Source organism: Gemmatimonas sp., from assembly GCF_041689975.1.
Lineage (GTDB): Bacteria > Gemmatimonadota > Gemmatimonadetes > Gemmatimonadales > Gemmatimonadaceae > Gemmatimonas.
Genome location: NZ_JBDNFF010000300.1, coordinates 1 through 23,816 on the forward strand (window position 1 = coordinate 1; position 23,816 = coordinate 23,816).

Consider the following 23,816-nt stretch of genomic DNA (forward strand, 5'->3'; position numbering starts at 1 on the left):
GTAATACACCGGCACCCCCAGCAGAATCACCCCGAATACGCCCAACGTCGGCACGCGCTGCGCGTCGTCCATCAGCGCGTTCACCAGCAGGAACAGCGTGGCCAGACAGAACAACGCCGGGACCAGCGGATATAGCGGCGTGCGCACCGGTGGATTCCAGTCGGGGCGCTTTCGGAGCTTGAAAATTGCCCCGATGCTGAGGATGTAGAACACCAACGACGCGGTCACAAAAATGTCGGCCAGCTGCTCGAACGTGCGGACGAGCACGAAGGCGATCGCGATCGTGGCCGTGAGTAGGATGGCCACATACGGCGTCTTGAAGGTCGGGTGCACCGCCGCCACCTTCTTGAAGAACAGCCCGTCGTCGGCCATCGCGAAGAAGATGCGCGGGCCGGTGAGCAGCGAGCCGTTCACTGAACCGAAGGTGGACAGTAGCACCGTGATCGCGACGAACGTGACGCCGATCGGGCCGATCAGGCGTTCGGCGACATCGGCGGCAACCAGGCGCGCGCCCCGGATCTCGTCGACCGACAGCACCGACAGATAGGCGATGTTCGCCAGCATATAGATGAAGATGATGCTGAGGGTGCCGAGCACGATCGCCTTGGGGAGCGTCTTCTCGGGATCCTTCACCTCGCCAGCCACCTTGGCCAGGTCGCCCCAACCGTCGAAGGCCCAGAGCACCGACACGAGCGCCAGCCCGAAGGCCGACACCGAGAAGCTGCCCGGCGGCGCGGCGGGCGTGAAGTGACCACCCGTTTGTGGGAGCCCCAGAATGAGCGCCAGCAGGATGATCAGCATCAAGCCGCCGTACTTGGCGACCGTCGTGACGTTCTGGACCAGAGCCCCCCATTTGAGCCCCACCACATTGATCACCGCCATCAGGGCCACGGTGGCCGCGGCGATCCAGTGGGCGTACGTGTCGTACGGCGCCAGCGATGGGTTGTAACCCAGCCCCCGCAACAGGTACTCGGCGAAGGTGGTCGAGATACCGCCGAGGGCGGCGGCGCGAATGAGGGTGAGCTCGGACCATCCGTACAGAAAGGCCGGCAAGCGACCCCATGCTTCGCGGATGTACACGAAGTAGCCACCAGTGCGCGGCATGGCGCCGGCCAGTTCTGCGAGGGTGAGGGCGCCGCAGAGTGCGAAGATGCCGCCGGTGGCCCAGACGGCCAGCATCGGCAGCGGACCGGGGAGCTTGTCGGCAATGCCGGCCGGAGACCGGAAAATACCGGAGCCGATCGTGGTGCCCACGAGGACGGCGATGGCGCTCCAGAGTCCTAAACGCCGCGGCAGTTCGGTCGCGGTGCCGGCGGCAGAACCGTCGCTACCACTTTTCGAGGAAACAGAAGCTGAGGTCATGAGGCTATGGTAGTACGCCGCACGCAGTACCGCACGGGGTTCCGTCGTCTACTTTTCATAGGCTATGACTTCCGTACTCACCGTATCCCTTCCGCCGGCTGTCGTGACCGCGCTGTTCTGGAGCGCTGTCGCAGCCTGCGTGATCGCGCAACTCTTCATCTTGCGCGCCGTGTTTCGTACCCTGCCCATCCTGCCCTCCTCCACTCAGGTTCCGACGCCGCATCGCTTGACGGAGATCCTGTGGGTGGTTCTGCCGGTGGGTGGACTGATCGCCGTCTTCATTGGCGCGTATCGCGCCCTGCCACTATGAACACGACTCTCTCGCTGCCGCTGGTGTCCGCTCGCGCCGCTCCCTCAACATCATGACCGGAGTCGCGCTCGACCCTCAGAAAGCCACTCCTTCGCTTTTCCGCGATCTGATCTCGCTCACGAAACCGCGCATCATTTCCCTGCTGCTCGTCACGACGATTGCGCCGATGTACGCCGCTGGTTCGCCGACGTTGCTGAGCGTGTTGCTGGTCAGCCTCGGTGGCTACCTCATGGCTGGCGGTGCGAACGCGGTGAACATGTATATCGACCGCGACATCGACGACGTCATGGCGCGCACGCGCCTGCGGCCGATTCCCAGTGGACGCATGTCGCCGATTCAGGTCCTCGCCTTCGGTGTGGCCTGCGCGATCTTCGCCACGTGGCTGCTGGCGCAGTTCGTGAACGTGCTCACGGCGGGACTCGCCCTGGCCGGTTTCTACTTCTACGTGTTCATCTACACGCGATGGCTGAAGCGGTCGTCGCCGCAGAACATCGTCATCGGCGGCGCCGCCGGTGCTTTTCCGCCCTTGGTGGGATGGGCGGCGGTCACGGGTACGCTGGACGTGACGGCGTTGTGCATGTTCCTGATCGTGTTCTATTGGACGCCGCCGCATTTCTGGGCACTCGCGCTGCTCAAGCAGGTGGACTACGGACGCGCCAAGGTGCCGATGGCCCCGTTGGTGTGGGGTGAACGCGAGACGATGCATCAGATGGTGTGGTACACGGTAATTCTGATCGTGCTCACCCTCTTGCCGGTGCTGCTCGGTACGTTCGGCACGCTGTACCTGCTTTCAGCCCTCGTGCTGAACGCCCTGCTCATGGGTGGCGTGCTCAAGGTGCTGTTCGCGGCGCGCGCATCGAAGCCGTGGACCGGGCCTGCATGGTGGGTCTACAAGTATTCGCTGCTGCATCTCGCCCTGCTCTTCCTCGCGATGGCGGTCGATCGGGCGCTTACGCGGTGAGCCGTGCCGTGTCACCGCGACCGCTCGCGCGGTTGCTGCCACTCGTGCGGCCATACACATCGCGACTGGTCGTGGCGTTTCTCTTTCTGGTGGTCGCGGCAGCGGCGGGGCTCGTGTTCCCCGCCGTGTTGCGTTATCTGCTCGACGCCGCCTTCGAACTGAAGGACCGACGTGCGCTCGACCGCATCGCGCTTGGTCTGTTCGGCGTGTTCGGAGTGCAGGCGCTCGCGAATTTCGTGCAGGTGTTTCTGCTCAGCTCCTCCACCGAGCGCATCGTCGCGACGCTGCGCGAGCAGACGTTCGCGCATCTTGTCCGCTTGTCGCCCGCGTTCTTCACGGAGCGCCGCACCGGGGAACTGACGAGCCGACTCAGCAGCGACCTCGCCCTGCTGCAGTCGTTGTTGAGCACGTGGATTTCCGAACTCTCGCGACAGACGCTGTTCCTGATCGGCGGCATCGGGATGATGTTCGTGACGAACCCGCGTCTGACGCTGACCACGCTCGCGGTAGTGCCGTTGGTCGTGGTCGCCGCCGTCACCTTCGGGCGCGCGCTCCGCAGGGCAAGCACCGCCGTGCAGGACCGGATCGGCGAAGCGATGGGAATGGCCGACGAATCGTTCGGCTCCATTCGCACGGTGCAGAGCTTCACGCGCGAAGGCATCGAGACGGAGCGCTTTGGCGCCCTCCTGCACGACTTGGTCGGCGTGGCGGTGCATCGAGCGCGCACGCGCGCGCTGTTCTTCGGCGTGGTCGGTTTTGTGGCGTTCGGCGCGGTCGCAGCGGTGTTGTGGCAGGGTGGTGCGCAGGTCATCGAGGGCAAGCTCACCGCCGGCACGCTGGTGGCGTTCCTCTTTTACGCCTTGTTCGTAGCAGCAGCACTGGGATCGGTGGCTTCGCTGTTCGGCAACTTCCAGGAAGCGGTCGGTGCGGCAACGCGGGTGTTCGAGTTGCTCGACTCCGAGCCCACGGTGCGCGATCCGGAGCGGCCGCATGTGTTCCAGGCGCCGGTGCGTGGGGCCGTGTCGCTGGAGTCGGTGGGGTTCCGCTATCAGCCGGAGAATCCCGACGTCGTGCAGGACATTTCGCTCGACATCGCCCCGGGCGAGGTGGTCGCGCTGGTCGGTCGTTCAGGCGCCGGCAAGACCACGATTGCGAGCCTGCTGCCGCGCTTCTGGGATGTCACGTCAGGTCGGATTACGCTGGACGGCATCGACATTCGTGACCTTTCGCTCGACACGCTTCGCGGCGCTATCGGTATCGTACCGCAGGAGCCGGTGCTGTTCAGCGGCACGATCCGTGAGAACATCGCGTATGCACGCCCCGACGCCAGCGACGCCGACGTCCTGCGTGCGGCGCAGGCAGCGCACGCGTGGGAGTTCATCGAGCGCCTCCCCGAGCAATGGAGCACACGTGTCGGCGAGCGCGGTGTGAAGCTGTCCGGCGGTCAGCGGCAGCGCATCGCCATCGCGCGAGTGTTTCTCAAGGATCCGGCTGTGGTGATCCTCGACGAGGCCACGTCGAGTCTCGATACGGAAAGTGAACGCTACGTCGAGCAGGCACTCGAGCAGCTACTCCAGGGTCGCACCACCCTGCTGATCGCGCATCGCCTCAGCACCGTGCGGCGCGCCGACCGCGTCGTCGTACTCGACCAAGGCCGCATCGTGGAGACCGGTAGCCATGACGAACTCCTGGGCCTCGAAGACGGCCTGTTCGCGCGATTGCATCAGCTGAGCTGAACGGTGGTGTGTGATCGGGAGGTGGTGGTCAGGCAGAACTGATCACACAGAGGACGCAGAGTCGGACTTTCTCTGTACCGCCGCGCTCTCTCCGCCTCCGCGTGATCGGTTGCGACGAACTCGAGCCTCCGTTCTTCACCTCTTTTTGCTGTGTAACCAGTTCATTGATGGTCTGGCTGAATCGATGACACAGAGGAAAAGAGGTGAGGAGAAAAAGAGGACCGCGTCGGTTCATCTTTTTTCGCTCCTTTCCTCTTTTTCTCTTTTTCTCTGTGTGATCGGTTCATCGATGGTCAGGCAAAACTGATCACGCAGTGCACGCAAAGGCGCAGAGGACGCAGAGTCAGATTTTCTCTGCGCTCTCTGCGCTCTCTGCGCCTCCGCGCCTCCGCGCGATCGGTTCGGAGGAACTCCCGCAGTCCGCTAAGTCGCGGCGTAGCCTTTGCGTGAGCAGCTCGGCAAAGTCAGGCAGAACTGATGAGACGAAGAAAAAGAGGAGCGGGGAAAAGAAGAACGCGTGGGTTCAGGAGCGTTCAGTAGGAAAGGTCGACGCGCGTCTCGACGTGCGCATCGACGCGCACACGCTGCTGTTTCGTGCCGAAACGCTCGTGCCACGCGACGAGGGTGTACGTCCCCGGCGGGACGTTGTCGAAGCGGAACGTGCCGTCGGCGGCGGTGACGGCGACGAACGGGTGCGGTGTGACCGCGAGATAGGCCCGTACCCATGGATGCAGATCGTCGCGGATTTGCACGAGCCCGGGCCGCTTGGCGGCGTCGCTCGTGGGCACCACCTGGCCCGCGTCGTTGAACAGCACCGTGGCGCGTGAAGCCGAGGCGCCGCCGACGTCGACGAATTGCAAACGGGTCATCATGGCATCACGCGACGTGATCATGACTGTGCCGCCGGCCGCCACGCGTTGCACGCGCGGCTCGAGACGGCAACCGTCGAGCACGACGCGCACGCGGCGCGGCGCGTCGTCGCGCGGCCCCGTGGTCACGCCCACCAGCCACACGACGCTGTTGCCGACGCCACCGTCGCGGCTCGGCACCAGCGATTGCGTGAACGGACGGCACACCGACAGATCGTGCGTGGGGGCGATGCTCGTATCACGCGGCTCGCTGCCGCCGATCTTGCCCACGATGAAGCCGCTGGTCGCCTGTGCCGAGACCGTGTATTGCAGTCCGTCGACGCCGCCAGCTGCGCGGGCCAGCAAGAGCACCCCACTGTCACGCGGCACCGCACGCGCGTGATCGGCGCCCGGTGTCGCCGAGACATCGGCCATGCGCTTCTTCGCCTGATTCGACGCCCGCGACTCTCCGCACGCGACGAGCGCCGCCAACAACACCACGCTCCGACGGCCGTACACGCTGACGTACACGCGAGCCGTCAAACGACGATCAGGTCGCGCTGCACTTGGCCGGGCGTGATCAGCAACGACTCCTCGGCCACGTAGGCGTTCACTTCGGACCGCACGCCGAGCTCACCCGGCAGATAGATGCCCGGCTCGATCGAGAAGCCGACGCCGGGAATAAGCAGACGGTCGTCACGGGATTCGAGGTTGTCGATCTGCGGCCCCGAGCCATGCAGCTCACGCGAATCGATACTGTGCCCGGTGCGATGCCAGAACTGCGCGCCGAAACCGCGCGCCTCGATCACGGCGCGTGCCGCGTCATCGGCTTCGCCACCGCGCACCGGCACGCCGGCGGTGATACGGCTTTGCAGCAGCGCGAGGGCGGCATCGCGGGCGTCGCGCACCGCTTCCCACACCGTGATCACACGCTCACGCGGCGCACCCATCGAGGCCATCCACGTCTGGTCGGCGTACACACCACCGTGCTTCTCGCGCGCCCACAAGTCGATCAGCAGCGTATCGCCACGCTGAATGAGACGCGGCGATGACGCCGACGGCATGTAGTGCGGATTGGCGGCATTCTCGCTGGCCGCCACGTCGGGGCCATGCTCCGTCTCGAGACCGGCCCGTTCGAACGCCTCCAGAATGCGCGCCTGCAGCTCGTGTTCGGCCACCGGTGTACCCAGCGCCACCATGTCACCGGCGTACGCAATCGCGCCGTGCGCGATGTGCATGATGCGTTCGGCCGCCCGCTCATGCGACAGCAGCTGCTCCGGCGTCCACGTGGCGTAGATCCGGGAGACGAGATCGCCCGAGCAGACCACCGTCGCGCCGGCCGCGCGCACCAGTTCGAGCACGCCCGCCGGCACGCGATCGAGGTACGGAATCGCGTCGCCGGGCGAGTACTCCATCGCGACGCGCTTGCCCTGCACCAGCGACGCCACTTCCGCCTCGAGCGCGCGCCAGCCGCTGTACGTGCGAAGCGGCCACGCCTTCGGCCACTGCGCCCACGGTCCGGGTTCGATCGCGTGCGCAATGCCGATCGGGAGACCGTCCCGCGGGATGAGTGCGAACACGCGTCGTGACACGAGGCCGTCGAAGCCCAGCAGCCCAGACGCGATGGCGTTCGTACCACGGAAGTCGTACAACAACCATCCGTCGAGATCGGCGTCGGCAAGCACCTGCTGCAGACGCGGCAGCATTTCGAGGGTCAGCATGGCAGTCGGGATGTCAGGAGCAACGCACCGCCGACGATTCGGCGGAGCTTATCAACAAATCAGCGACGGCGCCACTCGGCGCGCCACTGACATTGGCGATCACCGCGCGTGCGGCACATCACATGCTCGATCGCGCCATCGGCGTCGGCGAGGAGCAGCAATGACTCTCTGAAGGCTGATTCGTAGAGACCGCAGCCAACCGCGCGCGCTGCCGCGTCGGCGGACACGGGCGACGCCACGTTCAGGAGCAAGGTGCTGCCCTGACGCACGAGCACGCCGTCCATGTAGCGACGCGACAGCTTACGAAGCAGACGGAGCGCGATCGGCCGGCCAAGCAGCGAGGGTAGCGAGCGCGCTGCACTGCGCTGCAGTCTGCTCACGGTGCCGACATACCCGCGGGCCCACCGACGCCCCGCTTCGCGGAAGGCGAGGTCGGCGTCAGGGCGACGGCCGATCAGTCGTGCCAACGCCAGCACTTCATCGAAACCGATGCGATGCCGACTCCGCACCGCTTCGCCGTAGCGCCGGATCTGCTGGTAGACCGTGTCACTCAGCCCGAGCCGCTTGTTGCGAAGTTCGTGCACCAACTCGGCGTCGAGCTCCGCCTCCGGTGTATCGATCGCCTTGACGGCCTCGAGCAGCGCTAGGGGGAGCCGTGCGTCAAGCGGATGGCCGGACAGCGACAGCGCGGCTTCAGCCGGGAGAGTGGCGCGGGCGGGCCGGCCGTCAATCAGAGAGGACACGCGGTGGATGCTAACGTGTTCCCAGTCACGTTTACAAGCGGACCGCTGCGAAAGCGGAGGAATATCTAGGCGAAGCCGCGGAGTGGCGGGGCGCACGGTCCCGTTCGTCGGCTTGCGTATTCGCGCATGGTCATACACCGTTTCCGCCAATGGCTCAGCACTTCCTCGCCTTCGCGCTGATTGCCCCCGCGCCTGGTACCGCGGTCGCGTCTACGTGGTGGAGCGCATCGGGGCCGTCCACGCTGCCAGCGCTCGGTATCACGCTCGTTGTCGCGGTCGTGGCTTGGCACAACCGGAGCTTGGGCACGAGCGGAGCGATCGCGGCCACGGTGGTCGGCACGCTTTCGCTCCGCGCAGGCTGGCCGTGGGGCGGCTTCCTGATGGTGTGGTTTGCCTGGGCGACGCTCGGTTCACGCCTGGGCCGCGCGCGGAAGGACGCGCGTACGGCCGGCGTCGTCGAGAAAGGTGCGCAACGCGATGCAAGCCAGGTGATGGCCAACGGCGGCATCTTCGCGCTCGCGGCGGCCGTGGCATCAGCCTCAGGCGATCCGGCCTCGGACACGGCACTCTGGGGCGCAGCAGCCCTGTCGGCGGCTGGCGCCGACACGATGGCCACGGAGATCGGAACGTGGGTGGGCGGCACCCCACGCTCGGTGCGCACGTGGAGCACCGTGCCAACCGGCACCTCGGGCGCGGTGAGTGTGGCCGGGAGCGCGGCCATGGTGGGCAGTGCGCTCGTCCTCACAGCGTTCGCCGTCGCGTTTGGGCTCGTGCCGGTGGCCCGCTGGTGGATCGTGGCGGGGGCGGCGGTGTTCGGCGCCTTGGTCGACACAGCGGTCGGCGCGTTGGTGCAGGAGCGACGCTGGTGTCCGCTATGTGATACCGCCACCGAGCAGCGGCGGCACACGTGCGGCACCTTTACGCGGCATCGCGGCGGCTGGCGGCGGCTTGGCAACGATGCGGTCAATCTCGTGTGCACGGCGGCGGCGGCGATGCTGGCGTGGCTGATTGTCCAAGCCATGCCCGCGTAGCCAGCACACGAACGGTACGCGCCGCGGTTGGCCTGCGGCTTGCACGTGGGATCTGTGTGCCGTCCCGGGGAGTTAGATTGAAAGGATTCCTCATGCCATTGTCCTCTTCCGAGCTCCATGTCCGACTATTCGCGCGCCTGGCAGGTGATCGTCGTAGGTGGTGGCCCAGCTGGCAGTTCGGCGGCTTGGTATCTTGCGTCGGCGGGGCTGGATGTGTGCTTGTTGGATCGGGCGCGTTTTCCGCGGGCCAAGCCGTGCGCCGAGTACGTGAGTCCGGAAGCGAGCCGCATTCTTGACGCCATGGGCGCGCTGGCGCCGCTCGAGCAGGGCGGTGCGGCATCGTTGACCGGAATGGTGGTGCATGCCCCGTCGGGCGACCGCATTCATGGCGAGTTCGTGGCCCGACACGGTTTTCGTGGCTTCCGCGATCGTGGCCTCGGGGTGCGGCGCGAGGTACTCGACACGTTGCTCATCGAGCGGGCGCGCGCCGCCGGCGTCTGCGTGCTCGAAGAGATCAAGGTCGAGGGGGTCACGCTGGACGCCAGCGGCGCGGCGTGCGGCGTCGAGGTGCGCACACCCGACGGCATGCGCACGATGCGCGCGTCGCTCGTGATCGGCGCCGACGGTCTGCGCTCGATCGTATCGCGTCGCCTGAAGCTCGCCCACCAATCCCGCTGGCCGCGGCGTGTGGCACTGGTGGCGCACTATCGTGGCGTGAGTGACATCGGCACGCTCGGCGAGATGCACGTAACCAGCAACGGCTACGTGGGACTCGCGGCCGTTTCGGGAGGGCTGACCAACGTGGCGCTCGTGGTGCCGCGCCGCGCGGCGCAAGGTATGGCGGGCGATCCCACGGCGTTTCTCGACGCATGGATCGCGGCACAACCCACGTTGCAGCCGCGCTTTCGTGATGCGATTCGCGAGACGCCCGTGCGCGCCACAGGTCCGTTTGCCTCCCATGCCACGCGCCCATGGGCGCCGGGCGCCATGTTGACGGGAGATGCGGCCGATTTCTACGATCCGTTCACCGGTGAGGGCATCTATGCCGCGCTGCGTGGCGGCGAATTGCTGGCTCCGTTCGCGGTCGATGCGGTACACGCGCGCGAACAGGCCAACGCGCGCGGGATGCGTCAGGCGCTGCGGGCCTACGAACACGCGCGAAAGCGCACCTTTGCCGGGAAATGGCGGGTCGAGAAGCTGATTGGCGCTGCGGTGGCCTTTCCGTCGCTGATGAACTATGCCGCGCGCGTGCTCACACGCGATCGCGATCTTGCCGACCTGTTGATCGGGGTCACCGGCGACTTCGTCCCGCCGTCGGCGGTCCTGCGCCCAAGCACCCTGCTCCGTTTCCTTTCCTGATGATCGATCAAGACCTGTTCCGCGCCGTCCTCGGCCGCTTCGCCTCCGGCATCACCGTGATTACGTCGTGCGACGCGAACGGCACGCCGCATGGCATGACCGTGAGCGCCTTTTCTTCACTCAGTCTCGACCCGCCGCTGGTGCTGGTGTGCATCGGCAACGACGCGACGATAGCACCGGTGATAGCGCACGCCACCAGCTTCGCCGTGAACGTGCTCGCGGATTCACAGGAAGCGGTCTCCCGACGATTCGCCGGCAAGGTAGACGATCGCTTTGCAGGCGTAGGCTACGTGGAGGGTGAATTGGGCGACGCCGTGCTCGACGATGTGCTGGCCTCGATGCAATGCCGCATCGTGGCACGCCATCCAGCGGGCGATCACGTGATCGTGATCGGCCATGTCGAGCAGGCTGCGGCGCGTGATGCAAAGCCACTGCTCTACTATCGCGGTGGCTACGCGCAGTTGGAACGATAGACTCGCGCCTCGCTTCCATGCTCACGCCAGCGCGCCAACGCGGTACCGAGATCCTCGACGACCCCGGTGACAATCCCGCGCTGGCGTTGCGCTCGCTGCGTGATGTCGCGCTGGCCAATCGGTTCTTCGGCGGTCGCCGCGCCGTGCTGGCCGAAGTGCGGCGCGTGTTGCGCGAGCAGCCGTCAGCGCGAGTCCCGCAGCAGCCGATGATGTTGCTCGACATCGGCACGGGACTTGGCGATATCCCGCGCGCTGCTCAGCGCATGGCGCAGCGCATGGCGGCGGGCGCGTCGCGGCCACTGACCACGATCGGCATCGAGCTCGTTCCGGCACTCGCGCGCGCGGCCAGTGCGTCGTGCACGTACGGGCTCGCCGCTGATGCCATGTCGCTGCCGTTTGCCGATGGCAGCGTCGACATAGTGACCTGCTCGCAGGTGCTGCACCACTTCGACGGCCCCGACGCCGATCGCCTGCTTCAGGAATGCACCCGCGTAGCAAGCTCGGCAGTAATCATCGGCGATCTGCGTCGCAGCTGGTTTGCGGTGGCTGGGCTCTGGGCGGCATCGTTCCTGCTACGGTTCCATCCAGTAAGCCGCCACGACGGGATCGTGTCGATTCTGCGGGGCTTCACGCGCGACGAACTACAGGCGCTCGCAGAGCGCGCTACCGGGTGCCCGGTGCGCGCACACCGAGCTCCCGGATTCCGTGTGGTCGCGGTATGGTCGCCGCCCACGCGTTCATAATGTCCTTGCTTCCTTCCTCAGCTCCCGTCATGCACGCGAACTACGCCCTGGGTCCGCCACCGACCGATCAGCTGGTGACACAGATCGACGAACGGCTCGTGCGCGCACCAGTGGCGCGCATTTTCGACATCGCCCGCGAAGTCGAACACTGGCCGGCGTATCTGCCGCACTATCGGTTTGTACGCTTCCGCCATCGCACGCCGGATGGCGGTGGCATGGTGGAGATGGCGGCCAATCGCCCGTTCGGCCTGTTCAACTGGCCCACCTGGTGGCTGTCGGAAATGGCGGTGAATCATGACGTGCCGTGGGTACGCTTCAAGCACGTGGGCGGCATAACCACGCGCATGGATGTGGAATGGAGCTTCACGCCGGCACCCGGCGGGACGCTCACGCGTATCGTGCATGTGTGGAACGGTCCGCTGTGGCCGGTGATAGGACGGTTTGCGGCCACGCAGGTGATCGCTCCGGTATTCGTGCACGGCATCGCGTCGCGCACCTTGGCGGGTCTGGCCGCCGTCGCTGAACGGAGTCCGTCATGACCACACTGCCGCACACGCCCTCGACCCCCGAATCCTCGCCGTCCCGCCGTCGGGTCGCGATCACCGGCATCGGGTGCGTCACCCCGATCGGCACCGGCGTCGAAGCGCTTTGGCAGGGGCTGCGCGCCGAACGGTCGGCGGTCGTACCGGCCACGCGCTTCGATGCGTCGATTTATCGCTCGCAGTGTGCCGCGCAAATCGACGGCTTCGAACCCACCAACTGGATCGACGCCAAGCGTGTGAAACGCCTCGACCGTTTCAGCGAGTTCGCGGTGGTGAGCGCGATCCTCGCGCTCGAAGACGGCAAACTTGATCTCGCGAACGAAGACCGTGAACGCGTGGGCGCGATGATGGGCACGGCACTGGGCGGCGTGGGGTACGCCGAGGAGCAGGCCGCGCGCTTTCTGCACGGGGGCTTACGCGCCGTCGATGCCACGCTGGCCTTGGCTGTGTTCGGCGGCTCCGCCAGCTGCAACATGGCGATCGAGTTCGGTGTGTCGGGCCCGAACTCCACCAACGCGATGAGCTGCGCATCGGGCTCGATGGCGATCGGCGAAGCGTTCCGTCAGATTCGCGACGGCTACGCCGACGTGATGTTGGCCGGTGGATCCGAAGCGCCACTCGCCACCCTGTGCTTCGGCGCGTTCGCGCTCATTCGCGCGATGTCGACGCGCAACGACAATCCGGCGCGCGCTTCACGTCCATTCGATAAGGACCGTGACGGTTTCGTGATGGGCGAAGGCGGCGCTGTGCTGCTGTTGGAAGAGTGGTCGCACGCGGTGGCGCGCGGCGCCCGCATCTACGCGGAGCTCGGCGGCTACGGTACCACGAACGATGCGCACCACATGACCGCCCCGCGCCCCGATGGTGCACAGGCCGCACGGTGCATGCGCAATGCCCTGCGCGACGCATCGGTGAGCGCGGAACAGATCGACTACATCAACGCACACGGCAGCAGCACGCCGCTCAACGATCCCACCGAAACGATGGCGATCAAACAGGTGTTCGGTGATCATGCATACCGTATCCCCGTGTCGAGCACCAAGGGCTACTACGGTCATGCACTGGGTGCGTCCGGCGCCTTCGAAGCCGCCATCAGCGCGCTCGCGATTTCACGCGGCTGGGTGCCACCCACGTTGAACCTGGAAACGCCTGACGTGGGATGTGATCTGGATTACGTGCCGACGCACGGCCGCGAGATGAGCCCGAAGGTGGTGCTGTCGAACAGCTTCGGGTTCGGTGGGATCAATGCGGCGCTGGTGCTGAAAAGGGCAACTGCCATCTGAACAGCGAACCCCCTTCCTACGCACCCTTCAAGTACACCTCTGCGTACCGCTCGATACTCCGCTGAATCACCTTGAACGCGACTTCACTCTTCTCCCATCCCTGAATCTCGACGCGCTTGCCCTCGAGATCCTTGTAGATGCCGAAGAAGTGTTCGATCTCCTTCAGATAGTGCGCCGGCATGTCGGCGATGTCGTAGATGTCGTTGTGATACGGGTCGTCTTTCGGTACCGCGAGGATCTTCTCGTCGGGTTCACCCCTATCCAGCATCTTCAGCACGCCGATCGGGCGGCAGGTGATCTGGCAGCCGGGGAACGTCGGCTCGTTGATGCGCACGAGAATGTCGAGCGGATCGTTGTCTTCGTGCAGCGTGCGCGGAATGAAGCCGTAGTCGCCGGGATAGTGCACGGCTGAATACAGCACGCGATCGAGCTTGAACTGTCCGGATTCCTTGTCGAGCTCGTACTTGTTGCGCGAGCCTGCCGGAATTTCGATGATCGCGGTGACCAACTCCGGCGCGTGAGGACCGGGGGGCATATCGCGCCAGGGATTGTGCATGGACATGGGGGTATTGAAAGAAGACAGCTCAGCGATTCCGCAGAGCAGCGGCCGCTTCGAGGGCGAAGTAGGTGATCGTCATGTCGGCACCGGCGCGCGCGATGGCCACCAGCGATTCCATCATCGCGCGATCACCGTCGATCCAGCCGCGTTCCGCCGCCGCCTTGATCATCGAGTACTCACCACTCACCTGATAGGCTGCGAGTGGCATCTGCGTGTCGCGTTTCACGGCGGCGATGATGTCGAGGTATGCGCCAGCCGGCTTCACCATCAGAATATCGGCGCCCTCCTCCGCATCGAGCCGCACTTCGCGAAGTGCTTCGCGACCGTTCGCCGGATCCATCTGATAGCTGCGGCGATCGCCGAAGGCCGGCGTCGATTCTGCAGCTTCCCGAAACGGACCGTAGAACGCCGAGGCGTACTTGGCCGCGTAACTCATGATCGACGTCTGCGGGAAACCCGCCATGTCGAGCGCGCGACGCATGTGGCCGACTCGCAGGTCCATCATGTCGCTTGGTGCCACGATATCGGCGCCAGCCTCGGCGTGCACCAACGCTTCACGCGACAGCAATTCGAGCGTGGCGTCGTTGTCCACTTCGCCCGACGGCGTAAGCAAACCGCAGTGCCCGTGATCGGTGTACTCGCACATGCACACGTCGGTCACGACCACGAGGTGTGGGAACTCGCGCTTCACGGCGCGCACCGCTTCCGGCACCGGTCCCCGAGGATCCCACGCCGACGAACCGGTCGCATCCTTCGTATCAGGAATGCCGAACAACAAAATACCGCCGATTTGTGCCGCGGCCGCCTTCTCGGCGTCGCGCAGCAGTTCGTCCACCGACGTCTGCGACACACCGGGCATCGAACCGATGGGCGCGCGCAGTCCCTTCCCCGAGCGCACGAACAACGGCCAGATGAACTGCGCGGGATCCAGACGTGTCTCGCGCACCATGCGACGGAGTCCCTCGGTGCGCCGCAGACGACGCATACGCATGGGCATTACTGGGCTCCCTGCGGGATGGCCCTTTCAGCGGCCTTGACAGCGGCGGATTCGGCCAGCTCTTCGCGCAGCTCTTCCAGAATGCTGGCGCCGCCGGCCGCGCGCAGCTGTCGTGCGAGTTCACGTCCGCTCGACGCCGGATCAGCCGCGTTGATCGGCAAGCCGCCGCGCACCACCGACACGCCGTCGATCGAGGAGATGATGCCGTGCAGCATCGGTCCGTACTTCGCTTCGTACGTCGTGCACGCGCCGATCGGCACCTGACAGCCCCCTTCGAGTGCGGCCAGCAGAGCGCGTTCGGCGGTGACCGCGGCGCGTGTGTGCGCGTGATCGAGCGTGGCCAGAATCGCCGTCATGCGCTCGTCGTTGGCCCGGGCCTGCACGGCGATAGCGCCCTGTCCCGGCGCCGAGATCCAGTCGGGCGGATCCATGAACGCGACAATACGGTCGCCCAGTCCCAGTCGACGTAAGCCCGCTGCCGCGAGCAGCGCCGCATCGACTTCGCCCGCGTCGATTTTTCTGAGACGCGTGCCCACATTGCCGCGCAGCTCGCACACATCGAAGTCGGGACGCAGTGCGCGCAGCTGTGCGCGACGACGCAGCGACGACGTGCCGACCTTCGCACCCTTCGGCAACTCCAGCAGCGTGCGGGCGGTGGTGTTGGGGCCAACCACCAGTGCATCGCGCGGATCTTCGCGTTCGAGCAGCGCGACGATGGTGAGCCCTTCGGGATCGGCGGTGGGGAGATCTTTCAGCGAGTGCACCGCGCAGTCGGTGCGACCGGTAATCAGGTCGGCTTCGAGTTCGGCGGTGAATAGCCCTTTCTCGCCGATGGCGTTGAGCGGGCGATCGAGAATGCGATCGCCGATGGTCGTGTACTCCACCAGCTCACTCGCGATGCCGCGTTCGGCCAGCGCGGCAGCGACTTGGCGCGCCTGACGCAGTGCCAACTCTGAGGAACGGGTTCCGATGCGGACGACAAGTTCAGTCATGCTACAACTTATTGGGGCGACCGCAGGATCAGTTAGCCCCCGCGTGCCCGCAGGCCTTCACAATGCTGTTCACCCAGCCTTCCATCGTGGCCGCCCCCGATTCCACTTTCACGGGAAAGCCTGCCACTTTCGCGGCACGCGCCGTGACCGGCCCGATGCACGCCACCGGCAGCCGACCGGCATGCTCCGCCGGGAGGGCGTCGAGCAGCGCGTCGACCGCACTCGGTGCCGCCACGGTAACCAGGTCGATCTCCCCGGACTTCACCAGCGCGCGCACGCGGGCCTGCCCCTCGGGGTCGGGGGCGCTGCGATACGCGGGCACGGTCTCCACCACCGCCCCCAGCGCACGCAGCCCGTCGGGGAGTACGTCGCGGGCGGCGGCAGCGCAGGGATAGAGCATGTGGGCGCCCTCGATATCCGACCGGGACGCCATGGCGTCGAGCATCCCCACCGCCTGCGCGTTCTCCGGCTGCACGGTGGGTGCCCGCCAGCCACACCGTTCGGCCGCGGCGGCGGTGGCGGTGCCCACCACGGCCAGTCGGCGGGTGGCCATGGCCGCCTCGGCACCGCGTTCCGTTACCACGCGCGCCAGATGGTCGACGGCGTTGACGCTGGTGAGCAGGATCCAGTCGAACTCGATGAGGCGACGCACAGCCTCGTGCAGCGGCGCGAGGTCCAGCGTTTCGATGCGCGTAAGCGGCACCTCGTAAACCGTGGCACCCTTGACCCGCAGGGCGTCGGCCAGCGGTGAGCCTCGCTCACCGGCGCGTGTGACCGCGATGCGCACACCGTGTAACGGCCGCGAGTCCGAAGGGCGCGCCGGCATCGCGGCCATGGTCAACTGGTTATCAACGGGTGATCAGCCGGCGATCAACGGGCGCGCTTGGCCCGCGCTAGGCGACGGAGCAAGAGCACCGTATAACCGCCGTAGACTGCCAACGTGATGGCGTAGCCGGCCCACATGTAGCCACTGCTGTCGGGCGGCCCACCCGCCTTCGGCACGTACGCCACTTTGCCCGCCGTGTCCTGCACGGTGGCGACGGTCCGCATCGGTACGGCCGCCACCAGCGCACTGACCCCAACGATCACGCCGCCTCCATCGCCGCACGCGCGTCACGCAGCGTGGCCCAGCGAAAACGCAGACGCAACAACGCGAAGAACAGCAGCAGGAAGGCCACCATCGACAGCCCGAAGGACAACAGCATCTCGGGCGGCATCTTGGGCTTCTCCGGCGCCAACACCACGGCCTCCGGGTGCATCCCGCGAAACAGCTTCACTGTGAGGTGAATGAACGGCACCAGCAACGCGGCCAGCGAACCCATCACCGCCGATAGTCGCGCGCGCACTTCCGCCGACTCCACGCCACTGCGCAACACCAGATACCCGAGCACCAGCAACCAAAGAAAGAGCGTGCTGGTAATGCGCGCCTCCCACACCCACCACGTTCCCCAGCTCGTGCGCGCCCAGACCGGCCCCGTGACCAGCACGATGCCCATGAACACCAGCCCCACTTCGGCCGCCGATTCGGCAAGGCGATCGAGGCGCTCGTCCTTGATCCACAGGTACATGATGCTGCTGACGAACAGCAGACCGCAGGAGAAGTAGAGCCCGACGATCGCCGCCGGCACGTGCACATAAAAAATCTTCTGCGCCGCGCCCAGCATGGCATCGATCGGCGTGAAAAAGAGCGCGCGCGTGCACGCCGCGATCACCGCGACGATCGCGATGGCGAGGAACGCATCGAATCCCTTCGGCTCCGGCAACGTGGCCGGACGCGGGGCAACAGACGACACGGACGACATACCTACTCCTCGATGGTGAACGGAAACACCACGATACACGCCGACACGAAGACGAGATCGAAAGCGAGCAACACCTTGAGCCACGCCATCCCATCGGCGATCGGCTGACCACGCAACACGACCGCCGTAGCCTGCGCGGCGGGAATCACCAGCGGCACAAAAAACGGCAGCGTCATCATCGGCAACAGCAGCTCGGCCAATCGCGTGTTGGAGGCGATCGCCGCGAACAGCGTACCGACAGCCGACAGCCCCACCGAGGCAAGCAGTACGATCCCCACGATGATCCACCACGACGGACCGACCGAAAGATCGAAGAAGAGCGCCACGGCGGGAAGCGCTAATGCTTGAACGCAGATCACGAACACGAGGTTCGCGAGGGCCTTGCCCGTAAAGATCGCTTCACGGGACACCTGCGACGCCAGCAGCCCATCATACGCGTGTTCGGCCAGCTCGAGCCCGAACGAGCGGTTGAGCCCCAACAGGCCGGAAAAGGTGAAGATCACCCAGAGCACACCGGGCGCGAGATCCATGGCCGGAATCGCCGTGGGATCCCACGTGAAACGGAATATCACGACGGCGAGCACGGCAAAAACCGTGGCCGCCAGAAAGGCACTCCGGGTCCGGAACTCGATGAGCAGGTCTTTCCGGGCAATTCGCCAGGTATCGGACAGATACGACGGCGCCCGATGGGTGGCGCCCGCGGGCACAGCGCTCACGCCAGCCCCTCATGCACGAGAGCCCGATACTTCGCCTGATACCCCGGCACGTCGAAGCCGGACGGCGAGACTGGTTGCTCGTCGACAAACTTGCCGTGCTGCATGATCGCCGAGTGCGTGGCCAGCGCGAGCCCCTCACTCAGGTTGTGCGTGACCAGCACCAGCGTGGCGCCATTGGCCTTCAGCGCTCCCAAGGCATCGGTCAGGGCCTGCGCGCCGGTTTCGTCGAGTCCCGTATACGGCTCGTCGAGCAGTACGAGCTGCGGACCATGCACCAGCGCGCGCGCGATCGACACGCGCTGTTGCAATCCGCGACTCAAATAACGCACGGCGGTGTCGGCACGATCGAGTACACCTAACTGCGTGAGTACGCGCGTGGTGGCCCCGTCGGCGTTTATCACACCCTGACACTCGGCCGCAAAGCGCACATTCTCCCGCACCGACAACGCCGGGTACAGCATGGCGTGATGCGAAATCAATCCGACCATCCGTCGCGTCTCGGCATCACCGGGGAGCGGCTGGCCATGCAAACGGGTGGTCCCGGCGGACGGCTTGAGTAACCCGCCCAGCAGGCGCAGCAGCGTAGTCTTGCCCGCGCCGTTCGGACCGAAGAGCGCCAGACAGGCCCCCTCGTGCAGCGCAAGCGACACCCCATTCACGGCGCGCCGGCCACCAAAGGCGCGCACCAACGCCTCGGCGGTGAGCGCGGGACCCGCCGTCAGAATGGACGCGACAGCTGTCGCACCGGTTTCGTAGGGTGACTGCATCGGTCTACATTAGCAGGACACGCGGTTACTCGCGACACGCGAGCGATAGCGATCTGCGCATGCCCCCTTCGGACACCCCACCGCGCCGGTGCGTACCGGACACCAGGTCTCCATGAGCGATATCGACGTCCTCCTGCAGGAAACGCGCTCCTTCCCCTCCCCTGACGCCTTCCGCGCCACGGCCCGTGTACATGATTCGCGCTTGGCAGACGACGCGGCGACGGACCCAGTGAGTTTTTGGGCGCGCGAGGCCGGCGAATTGACGTGGAGCAAGCCGTGGGATTCGGTACTCGAATGGACGCCGCCGCATGCGAAGTGGTTCCAGGGCGGACAGCTCAATGCCTCGGTCAACTGTGTCGATCGCCACATCAATGGGCCGCGTCGCAACAAGGCCGCGATCATCTGGGAAGGCGAACCCGGTGACCGTCGCACGTACACGTATTGGGACTTGTACCGCGAAGTGAATCTCGCGGCGAACATGCTGAAGAAGCTGGGCGTGGTGAAGGGTGATCGCGTGGCGATCTACCTCCCGATGATTCCCGAAGCGATCTTCGCGATGCTGGCCTGCGCGCGTATCGGCGCCGTGCACACGGTGGTATTCGGCGGCTTCTCGCCGGAATCATTGCGTGACCGCATCAACGATTGCGGGTGCAAGGTGCTGATCACGGCCGACGGCGGCTATCGTCGTGGACAGGTCGTGCCGCTCAAACGCAATGCCGACGAAGCCATCACGGGATGCCCGACCATCGAGCATGTGCTCGTGGTGATGCGTCGTCGCAGCGGCGTGGGCGACGAAACATTCGCCGAGATGGTGGACGGGCGCGACCACTGGTGGCATCGATTGAAGCGACAAGTGCCGAAGTATTGCGAACCCGAAGTGATGGACGCGGAAGACCTGCTGTTCATTCTCTATACGTCGGGCACGACCGGGAAACCCAAGGGCATCGTGCACACGACCGGTGGTTACCTCACCGGCGTGGCGAGCACCACCAAGTACGTGTTCGACTTGAAAGAAGAAGACGTATTCTGGTGCACGGCCGACATCGGATGGATCACCGGCCACTCGTATCTGGTGTACGGACCGCTCGCGAACGGTGCCACGCAGGTCGTCTACGAAGGGGCGCCCGACTGGCCCGACAAGGATCGCTTCTGGCAGATCTGCGAGCGCTACGGCGTGTCGATTTTCTACACCGCGCCCACGGCCGTGCGCGCCTTCATGAAGTGGGGCTCGTCGTACGTCGAGAAGCACGACCTTTCTCAACTGCGATTGCTGGGATCGGTGGGTGAGCCGATCAATCCGGAAGCGTGGATGTGGTATCACAAACATATCGGTCAGGAGCGTTGCCCGATCGTGGACACGTGGTGGCAGACGGAAACCGGCGCCATCATGATTACCCCGCTGCCTGGTGTCACTGCCACGAAGCCCGGCTCCGCTACCACTCCGTTCCCGGGCATCAAGACGGCGTTGCTCGACAGCACCGGCAACGAGATCGGCGTAGGTGGTGGCCTGCTCGCGATCACGCATCCGTGGCCGAGCATGCTGCGCACGATCTGGGGGGACGACGCGCGCTACGTGGAGACGTATTTTACGAAGTGGCCGGGCCGTCCCGATCTGTATTTCCCGGGCGACGGCGCCAAGCGCGACGAGGATGGTTATCTCTGGATTCTGGGTCGCGTGGACGACGTGCTGAACGTGGCGGGTCATCGCATCGGCACGATGGAAGTGGAGAGCGCGCTGGTCGATCACCCGGCCGTTGCGGAAGCGGCGGTGGTCGGCAAAACGCACGAGATCAAAGGTCAGGCGATCGCGGCGTTCGTGACGTTGCGCGCCGGGTTCACGCAAAGCGGCAGTTTGCGCGACGAGTTGCGCGAGCATGTGGCGATGAAGATCGGCGCGCTGGCCCGGCCCGACGACATTCTGTTCAGCGCCGATCTCCCGAAAACACGCTCGGGCAAGATCATGCGTCGCTTGCTGCGGGACATCGCTGAGGGTCGCGCGCTTGGTGACACGACCACGCTGGCCGATCCTTCCGTGGTGGCTTCGCTGAAGGATCAGTATGAGGCGCAGGAGAGCTGATTACTGCGCTGGGACTGCGCTGGTGTGCGGCGATCGCCCGGGCTGCTCCGGGTCGATCCCGTTCGCCGCTTGCTGCGGGGGGACGGGGGGGTGCACCGCGCAGGTGACGAGCGGCCCCCGCAGAGATCGGCTCACGGGACGCCCGTCGCGCGCGGGCTGGCGAGGGTGGCAGCGGCGGGGGGTGGGCGCGGAGGAACGCTCTCCTTCGTGGGGGCAGGCATTGCTTGGCGGCGGCACAGGGGGTGGGGTGGCGCGGCGCTTGGGGTGAGCCACTCCGCGCGGGTCTTGGCGGGTGCATGACCATCACAGCTCCCGCACCGCACGCTCGCCTCGCCGTTCACCCCCGTCGCGCGGTTTCCCGTCGCGCGGTTTCCCGGCGCGCAGCCATCCTTCCGCAGAAAAGCCGCGAAGGGGAGACCACGGCCCACCCGGCAGGCCGCCTGTACCACGATCTCTCCCAAAGGGATGTGGCGCGAGATTCGCGTGGGTAGTGATCGTGGTCACAGCAGGCGAAACACTTGCGCGCTCACATTCGTCAGTACCTATATGTCCATTCTGAACAAACTGTTTCCTGAGACGCTGTTCCCCCGCAAGCTGTCGGCCGACGCCGAACAGCGGTTGCGTCTCGTGCAGGCACGCTCCGAAGAAGCGCTGATCCGCACCCACGTGGAGAACGCCCTGCTGTTCGTGGACACGCTCTCCACCGACGTGGGCTACGAACGCGCGCTCGACATCTACGTCCGTGAGATGGCCGTGCCCGATCCGCTGGCTGCGGTCGTGGCCACGCGTGCGTTGGTGGCACTGGGCGAAGCGTTGGTGCAGGCGCCGACCTTGAACGCCGCGAACGACGAAGGCACCGCCGAAGCGGTGCCTATGCCGAGATTGCGACTCGATGAAGCGGCCGCGAGGCGGCGGGCGTAAGCCGCTCGGTACGCCGTACCGCGTTACGCCATTCGGCCCTACTTCTTAAGGGAGTCCGTATTTGACGGCATCGCCGCGGCCGTCGGCGCTTCCGTGCGCAGACTGTCCACCAACTTCTTCAGCTGGTCGTAGGTCAGTCCACCCGCATAGAGCTTGTTGTTGACAACCAACGTCGGCGTGCTGCTCACCCCGCGCTCCGTACCGGCCGCCGCGTTCGCCTGAATCTTCGGTAGATTCTTTTGTGTGTCGAAACAGCTGTTGTACACCGTCATGTCGAGACCGAGCTCGCCAGCATAGGTGCCGAATACCTTACGTGGGTTCGTCGTCGCCTGGGTGTTCCAGTCCATCTGCCCGTTGAACAGCTTGTCGTGCATTTCCCAGAACTTACCCTGATCGTCCGCGCACGATGCCGCGAGGTGCGCCGCCAAGGTGTTCTGGTGAATCGAGGTGAGCGGGAAATCGTAGAAGCGGAAGTTCGCGAGCCCCGCGTCGACGATGCGCGTCTTGATGTCGGGCCCCTGAAGGGTGGCGAACTGGCCACAGCCCGGGCACTCGAAATCCGCGAACTCGATGATCGTGATCGGTGCATTCGGATCGCCACGCAGGTAGCCTTCCGCCGTGGGCAGCGGGGTGCCGGGCGCGAGCTCGATCGGCTTCGGCTTGTTCTGCACCTTGTAGTAGATGGCCGCGCCACCGACGGCGAGCACCACCAGCACGATCGGCAAAAACGCGTTGTTCGACTTCTTTTTGGTTGCCTTTACCACTCGATCTCCTCGTCGTCTTCCGGCGTCCAGCCGGTCGGTTCCCATGCGCTCTCGTCGGAACGACGGGCTTCGTCGACCAGACGGCGATGTTCCTCCACTTCAGGCCTGTCGTCGGTGCAGCGCACTTCGTCGTGACAGAGCACGCTGCGCACAGACCACAGTTGCTGCGGCGGTAAGCTATCTGTCCGACGGGCGTCGGCGCTATCCTCCAGCGACGGTCCGATCCCCGCTGCCCCGAGGCCATGTACACCGAACATCTTCGCATTCCTGTGGGTGCAGGCTCGCTGCACGTGGAACGGGTGGGACGGGCGGGACCAGCCGTCGTGCTCCTGCACGGATTCGGCAGCTGCAGCTTTCTGTGGCGGGCGATCGCGCCGCGCCTGGCCGAGGCGGGGCTCACGGCGCTGGCCATCGACCTCATGGGTCATGGGGAGTCCGATCGGCCGGCCGACGCGGCGTACGGCTTGGCGATACAGGCCGAGTACGTGGAACGCGCCCTGACCGCCCTGCGGCTGGGTGAGGTGACCGTGGTCGGACAGGACATGGGCGCGCTGGTGGGGCTCCTGCTGGCGGCCCAGCGTCCGGAGCGGGCCGCTAAACTGGCGCTGCTGGAACCACTCGACCCCGACGACCTTCCCGGGCCCGTTATTCGTTCGCTAAAGCGCACGTCGGCCTTGTCGGCACTCACCGCGAACACCCTGTTCGGCGCCCGTCCGCTGCTGGAGCCGCTGCTGCGCAACGCCGTATCCGACCCGGTCAACATGCCCGATCTGCTGGTGGCGCGTTATCTGGCCCCGTTCGTGGGAAGCGGCGGCGCCGCGCAACTGCTGCAGCGCGCAAGCGCCGTCACGCTCGGCGCCGACGAACGGCAACGCCTTGGCGACGTGCGCGCCGATATCCTGCTTTGGACCGCCGTGCGAGACGTCGAGGACGACCTCGCAGCGCGCATCGAGCAGTGGCGCCGTGTACTCCCCTTGGCATCGGTGCGTCCGCTCGCCGTGCACCCCTGTGGCGCGCTCGTGGCAGAGGATGCGCCCGCGGCCTTGATCTCAACATTACTAGCGTGGATTGCGTAGCATCGATGGGACGCCACTGGAAAGCTGGTGTCT

The 23,816-nt window shown here is 65.8% G+C and carries 26 protein-coding genes; 12 read left to right on the forward strand and 14 right to left on the reverse strand.

Translation table 11 applies throughout. The features are described 5' to 3' along the window. On the reverse strand, positions 1–1,362 hold a 1,362-nt coding region (locus ACESNG_RS18100), incomplete at its 3' end, for an amino acid permease (protein ID WP_373064490.1). 103 nt (positions 1,363–1,465) lie between these two features. On the opposite strand from ACESNG_RS18100, the gene ACESNG_RS18105 reads away from it, so the two are divergent. From ACESNG_RS18105 to ACESNG_RS18115, 3 genes are read left to right on the forward strand one after another with little or no spacing between them, the layout of a single operon-like run. Continuing rightward, positions 1,466–1,672 carry a hypothetical protein gene (locus tag ACESNG_RS18105; RefSeq protein ID WP_373064488.1) on the forward strand — a complete coding sequence of 69 codons (207 nt, stop codon included), beginning with the start codon at positions 1,466–1,468 and terminating at the stop codon, positions 1,670–1,672. A 52-nt stretch (positions 1,673–1,724) separates the two neighbouring features. Further along, the gene (locus ACESNG_RS18110) at positions 1,725–2,633 is read left to right on the forward strand and encodes a heme o synthase (protein WP_373064486.1); all 909 of its coding nucleotides are present in this window, start codon (positions 1,725–1,727) and stop codon (positions 2,631–2,633) included. Positions 2,634–2,641: 8 nt separating this feature from the next. Beyond that, a complete protein-coding gene (locus ACESNG_RS18115; RefSeq protein ID WP_373070191.1) occupies positions 2,642–4,369 on the forward strand; it encodes an ABC transporter ATP-binding protein in 1,728 nt (575 codons plus the stop codon). A 533-nt stretch (positions 4,370–4,902) separates the two neighbouring features. Here ACESNG_RS18115 and ACESNG_RS18120 read toward each other — a convergent pair. Genes ACESNG_RS18120 through ACESNG_RS18130 form a run of 3 tightly spaced genes read right to left on the reverse strand, consistent with a single transcriptional unit; the run spans position 4,903 to position 7,681 of the window. Next, the gene (locus tag ACESNG_RS18120) at positions 4,903–5,760 is read right to left on the reverse strand and encodes a carboxypeptidase-like regulatory domain-containing protein (protein ID WP_373070193.1); all 858 of its coding nucleotides are present in this window, start codon (positions 5,758–5,760) and stop codon (positions 4,903–4,905) included. Continuing rightward, entirely contained in the window at positions 5,757–6,938 is a 1,182-nt protein-coding gene (locus ACESNG_RS18125; protein ID WP_373064480.1) for a M24 family metallopeptidase, read from the reverse strand. Before ACESNG_RS18125 ends, ACESNG_RS18120 begins: the two co-directional genes overlap by 4 nt. A gap of 59 nt (positions 6,939–6,997) precedes the next feature. Further along, positions 6,998–7,681, reverse strand: coding sequence for a hypothetical protein (locus ACESNG_RS18130; protein WP_373064478.1), 684 nt, complete (start codon positions 7,679–7,681; stop codon positions 6,998–7,000). Between the two features lie 149 nt (positions 7,682–7,830). On the opposite strand from ACESNG_RS18130, the gene ACESNG_RS18135 reads away from it, so the two are divergent. From ACESNG_RS18135 to fabF, 6 genes are all read left to right on the forward strand, one after another. After that, positions 7,831–8,712, forward strand: a complete 882-nt coding sequence (locus ACESNG_RS18135) for a DUF92 domain-containing protein (protein WP_373070195.1) — start codon at positions 7,831–7,833, stop codon at positions 8,710–8,712. Positions 8,713–8,829: 117 nt separating this feature from the next. Then, the gene (locus ACESNG_RS18140; RefSeq protein WP_373064474.1) at positions 8,830–10,071 is read left to right on the forward strand and encodes an NAD(P)/FAD-dependent oxidoreductase; all 1,242 of its coding nucleotides are present in this window, start codon (positions 8,830–8,832) and stop codon (positions 10,069–10,071) included. Then, complete coding sequence (locus tag ACESNG_RS18145; RefSeq protein WP_373064472.1) at positions 10,071–10,544, forward strand: flavin reductase family protein; 474 nt, start codon at positions 10,071–10,073, stop codon at positions 10,542–10,544. Before ACESNG_RS18140 ends, ACESNG_RS18145 begins: the two co-directional genes overlap by 1 nt. A gap of 17 nt (positions 10,545–10,561) precedes the next feature. Next, positions 10,562–11,287: a methyltransferase domain-containing protein gene (locus tag ACESNG_RS18150; RefSeq protein WP_373064470.1), complete on the forward strand. Its 726-nt coding sequence runs from the start codon at positions 10,562–10,564 to the stop codon at positions 11,285–11,287. Next, complete coding sequence (locus tag ACESNG_RS18155) at positions 11,287–11,826, forward strand: SRPBCC family protein (RefSeq protein ID WP_373070197.1); 540 nt, start codon at positions 11,287–11,289, stop codon at positions 11,824–11,826. Before ACESNG_RS18150 ends, ACESNG_RS18155 begins: the two co-directional genes overlap by 1 nt. Beyond that, a complete protein-coding gene (gene fabF, locus ACESNG_RS18160) occupies positions 11,823–13,112 on the forward strand; it encodes a beta-ketoacyl-ACP synthase II (protein WP_373064466.1) in 1,290 nt (429 codons plus the stop codon). Before ACESNG_RS18155 ends, fabF begins: the two co-directional genes overlap by 4 nt. Positions 13,113–13,128: 16 nt before the next feature. Here fabF and ACESNG_RS18165 read toward each other — a convergent pair whose 3' ends face one another. From ACESNG_RS18165 to ccmA, 8 genes are read right to left on the reverse strand one after another with little or no spacing between them, the layout of a single operon-like run. Further along, the gene (locus tag ACESNG_RS18165) at positions 13,129–13,668 is read right to left on the reverse strand and encodes an inorganic diphosphatase (RefSeq protein ID WP_373064492.1); all 540 of its coding nucleotides are present in this window, start codon (positions 13,666–13,668) and stop codon (positions 13,129–13,131) included. Between the two features lie 28 nt (positions 13,669–13,696). Next, the gene (gene hemB, locus ACESNG_RS18170; protein WP_373064464.1) at positions 13,697–14,668 is read right to left on the reverse strand and encodes a porphobilinogen synthase; all 972 of its coding nucleotides are present in this window, start codon (positions 14,666–14,668) and stop codon (positions 13,697–13,699) included. Further along, positions 14,668–15,660 carry a hydroxymethylbilane synthase gene (hemC, locus tag ACESNG_RS18175; RefSeq protein ID WP_373070199.1) on the reverse strand — a complete coding sequence of 331 codons (993 nt, stop codon included), beginning with the start codon at positions 15,658–15,660 and terminating at the stop codon, positions 14,668–14,670. Before hemC ends, hemB begins: the two co-directional genes overlap by 1 nt. Before the next feature lie 28 nt (positions 15,661–15,688). Beyond that, positions 15,689–16,495: a uroporphyrinogen-III synthase gene (locus ACESNG_RS18180; protein ID WP_373064460.1), complete on the reverse strand. Its 807-nt coding sequence runs from the start codon at positions 16,493–16,495 to the stop codon at positions 15,689–15,691. A gap of 35 nt (positions 16,496–16,530) precedes the next feature. Next, complete coding sequence (locus tag ACESNG_RS18185) at positions 16,531–16,749, reverse strand: hypothetical protein (protein WP_373064458.1); 219 nt, start codon at positions 16,747–16,749, stop codon at positions 16,531–16,533. Beyond that, positions 16,746–17,462: a cytochrome c biogenesis protein gene (locus ACESNG_RS18190; protein ID WP_373064456.1), complete on the reverse strand. Its 717-nt coding sequence runs from the start codon at positions 17,460–17,462 to the stop codon at positions 16,746–16,748. Before ACESNG_RS18190 ends, ACESNG_RS18185 begins: the two co-directional genes overlap by 4 nt. 2 nt (positions 17,463–17,464) lie before the next feature. Further along, positions 17,465–18,178, reverse strand: coding sequence for a heme exporter protein CcmB (locus ACESNG_RS18195; RefSeq protein WP_373064454.1), 714 nt, complete (start codon positions 18,176–18,178; stop codon positions 17,465–17,467). Beyond that, positions 18,175–18,945: a heme ABC exporter ATP-binding protein CcmA gene (gene ccmA, locus ACESNG_RS18200; protein WP_373064452.1), complete on the reverse strand. Its 771-nt coding sequence runs from the start codon at positions 18,943–18,945 to the stop codon at positions 18,175–18,177. Before ccmA ends, ACESNG_RS18195 begins: the two co-directional genes overlap by 4 nt. Positions 18,946–19,057: 112 nt before the next feature. On the opposite strand from ccmA, the gene acs reads away from it, so the two are divergent. Further along, positions 19,058–21,022 carry an acetate--CoA ligase gene (gene acs, locus ACESNG_RS18205; protein ID WP_373064450.1) on the forward strand — a complete coding sequence of 655 codons (1,965 nt, stop codon included), beginning with the start codon at positions 19,058–19,060 and terminating at the stop codon, positions 21,020–21,022. Between the two features lie 546 nt (positions 21,023–21,568). Further along, on the forward strand, positions 21,569–21,943 hold the full coding sequence (locus tag ACESNG_RS18210) for a hypothetical protein (protein WP_373064448.1): 375 nt from the start codon (positions 21,569–21,571) through the stop codon (positions 21,941–21,943). Positions 21,944–21,981: 38 nt separating this feature from the next. Here the strand turns inward: ACESNG_RS18210 and ACESNG_RS18215 are convergent, their stop codons facing one another. Further along, on the reverse strand, positions 21,982–22,707 hold the full coding sequence (locus ACESNG_RS18215; RefSeq protein ID WP_373064446.1) for a thioredoxin domain-containing protein: 726 nt from the start codon (positions 22,705–22,707) through the stop codon (positions 21,982–21,984). Further along, positions 22,701–22,964: a hypothetical protein gene (locus tag ACESNG_RS18220; protein WP_373070201.1), complete on the reverse strand. Its 264-nt coding sequence runs from the start codon at positions 22,962–22,964 to the stop codon at positions 22,701–22,703. The genes ACESNG_RS18215 and ACESNG_RS18220 overlap by 7 nt, the downstream gene beginning before the upstream one ends. On the opposite strand from ACESNG_RS18220, the gene ACESNG_RS18225 reads away from it, so the two are divergent. Then, positions 22,950–23,783, forward strand: a complete 834-nt coding sequence (locus tag ACESNG_RS18225; RefSeq protein ID WP_373064442.1) for an alpha/beta fold hydrolase — start codon at positions 22,950–22,952, stop codon at positions 23,781–23,783. The two genes, ACESNG_RS18220 and ACESNG_RS18225, sit on opposite strands and share 15 nt — an antisense overlap. The last annotated feature ends 33 nt before the right edge of the window (positions 23,784–23,816 follow it).

Bases quoted from the DNA above. Each gene is read 5' to 3' on its own strand.
- ACESNG_RS18110 (WP_373064486.1), top strand. From the start codon at position 1,725: ATGACCGGAGTCGCGCTCGACCCTCAGAAAGCCACTCCTTCGCTTTTC.
- ACESNG_RS18125 (WP_373064480.1), bottom strand. From the start codon at position 6,938: ATGCTGACCCTCGAAATGCTGCCGCGTCTGCAGCAGGTGCTTGCCGAC.
- ACESNG_RS18135 (WP_373070195.1), top strand. From the start codon at position 7,831: ATGGCTCAGCACTTCCTCGCCTTCGCGCTGATTGCCCCCGCGCCTGGT.
- ACESNG_RS18140 (WP_373064474.1), top strand. From the start codon at position 8,830: ATGTCCGACTATTCGCGCGCCTGGCAGGTGATCGTCGTAGGTGGTGGC.
- ACESNG_RS18145 (WP_373064472.1), top strand. From the start codon at position 10,071: ATGATCGATCAAGACCTGTTCCGCGCCGTCCTCGGCCGCTTCGCCTCC.
- ACESNG_RS18150 (WP_373064470.1), top strand. From the start codon at position 10,562: ATGCTCACGCCAGCGCGCCAACGCGGTACCGAGATCCTCGACGACCCC.
- ACESNG_RS18155 (WP_373070197.1), top strand. From the start codon at position 11,287: ATGTCCTTGCTTCCTTCCTCAGCTCCCGTCATGCACGCGAACTACGCC.
- fabF (WP_373064466.1), top strand. From the start codon at position 11,823: ATGACCACACTGCCGCACACGCCCTCGACCCCCGAATCCTCGCCGTCC.
- ACESNG_RS18165 (WP_373064492.1), bottom strand. From the start codon at position 13,668: ATGCACAATCCCTGGCGCGATATGCCCCCCGGTCCTCACGCGCCGGAG.
- hemB (WP_373064464.1), bottom strand. From the start codon at position 14,668: ATGCCCATGCGTATGCGTCGTCTGCGGCGCACCGAGGGACTCCGTCGC.
- hemC (WP_373070199.1), bottom strand. From the start codon at position 15,660: ATGACTGAACTTGTCGTCCGCATCGGAACCCGTTCCTCAGAGTTGGCA.
- ACESNG_RS18180 (WP_373064460.1), bottom strand. From the start codon at position 16,495: ATGGCCGCGATGCCGGCGCGCCCTTCGGACTCGCGGCCGTTACACGGT.
- ACESNG_RS18190 (WP_373064456.1), bottom strand. From the start codon at position 17,462: ATGTCGTCCGTGTCGTCTGTTGCCCCGCGTCCGGCCACGTTGCCGGAG.
- ccmA (WP_373064452.1), bottom strand. From the start codon at position 18,945: ATGCAGTCACCCTACGAAACCGGTGCGACAGCTGTCGCGTCCATTCTG.
- acs (WP_373064450.1), top strand. From the start codon at position 19,058: ATGAGCGATATCGACGTCCTCCTGCAGGAAACGCGCTCCTTCCCCTCC.
- ACESNG_RS18210 (WP_373064448.1), top strand. From the start codon at position 21,569: ATGTCCATTCTGAACAAACTGTTTCCTGAGACGCTGTTCCCCCGCAAG.
- ACESNG_RS18225 (WP_373064442.1), top strand. From the start codon at position 22,950: ATGTACACCGAACATCTTCGCATTCCTGTGGGTGCAGGCTCGCTGCAC.
- ACESNG_RS18220 (WP_373070201.1), bottom strand. From the start codon at position 22,964: ATGTTCGGTGTACATGGCCTCGGGGCAGCGGGGATCGGACCGTCGCTG.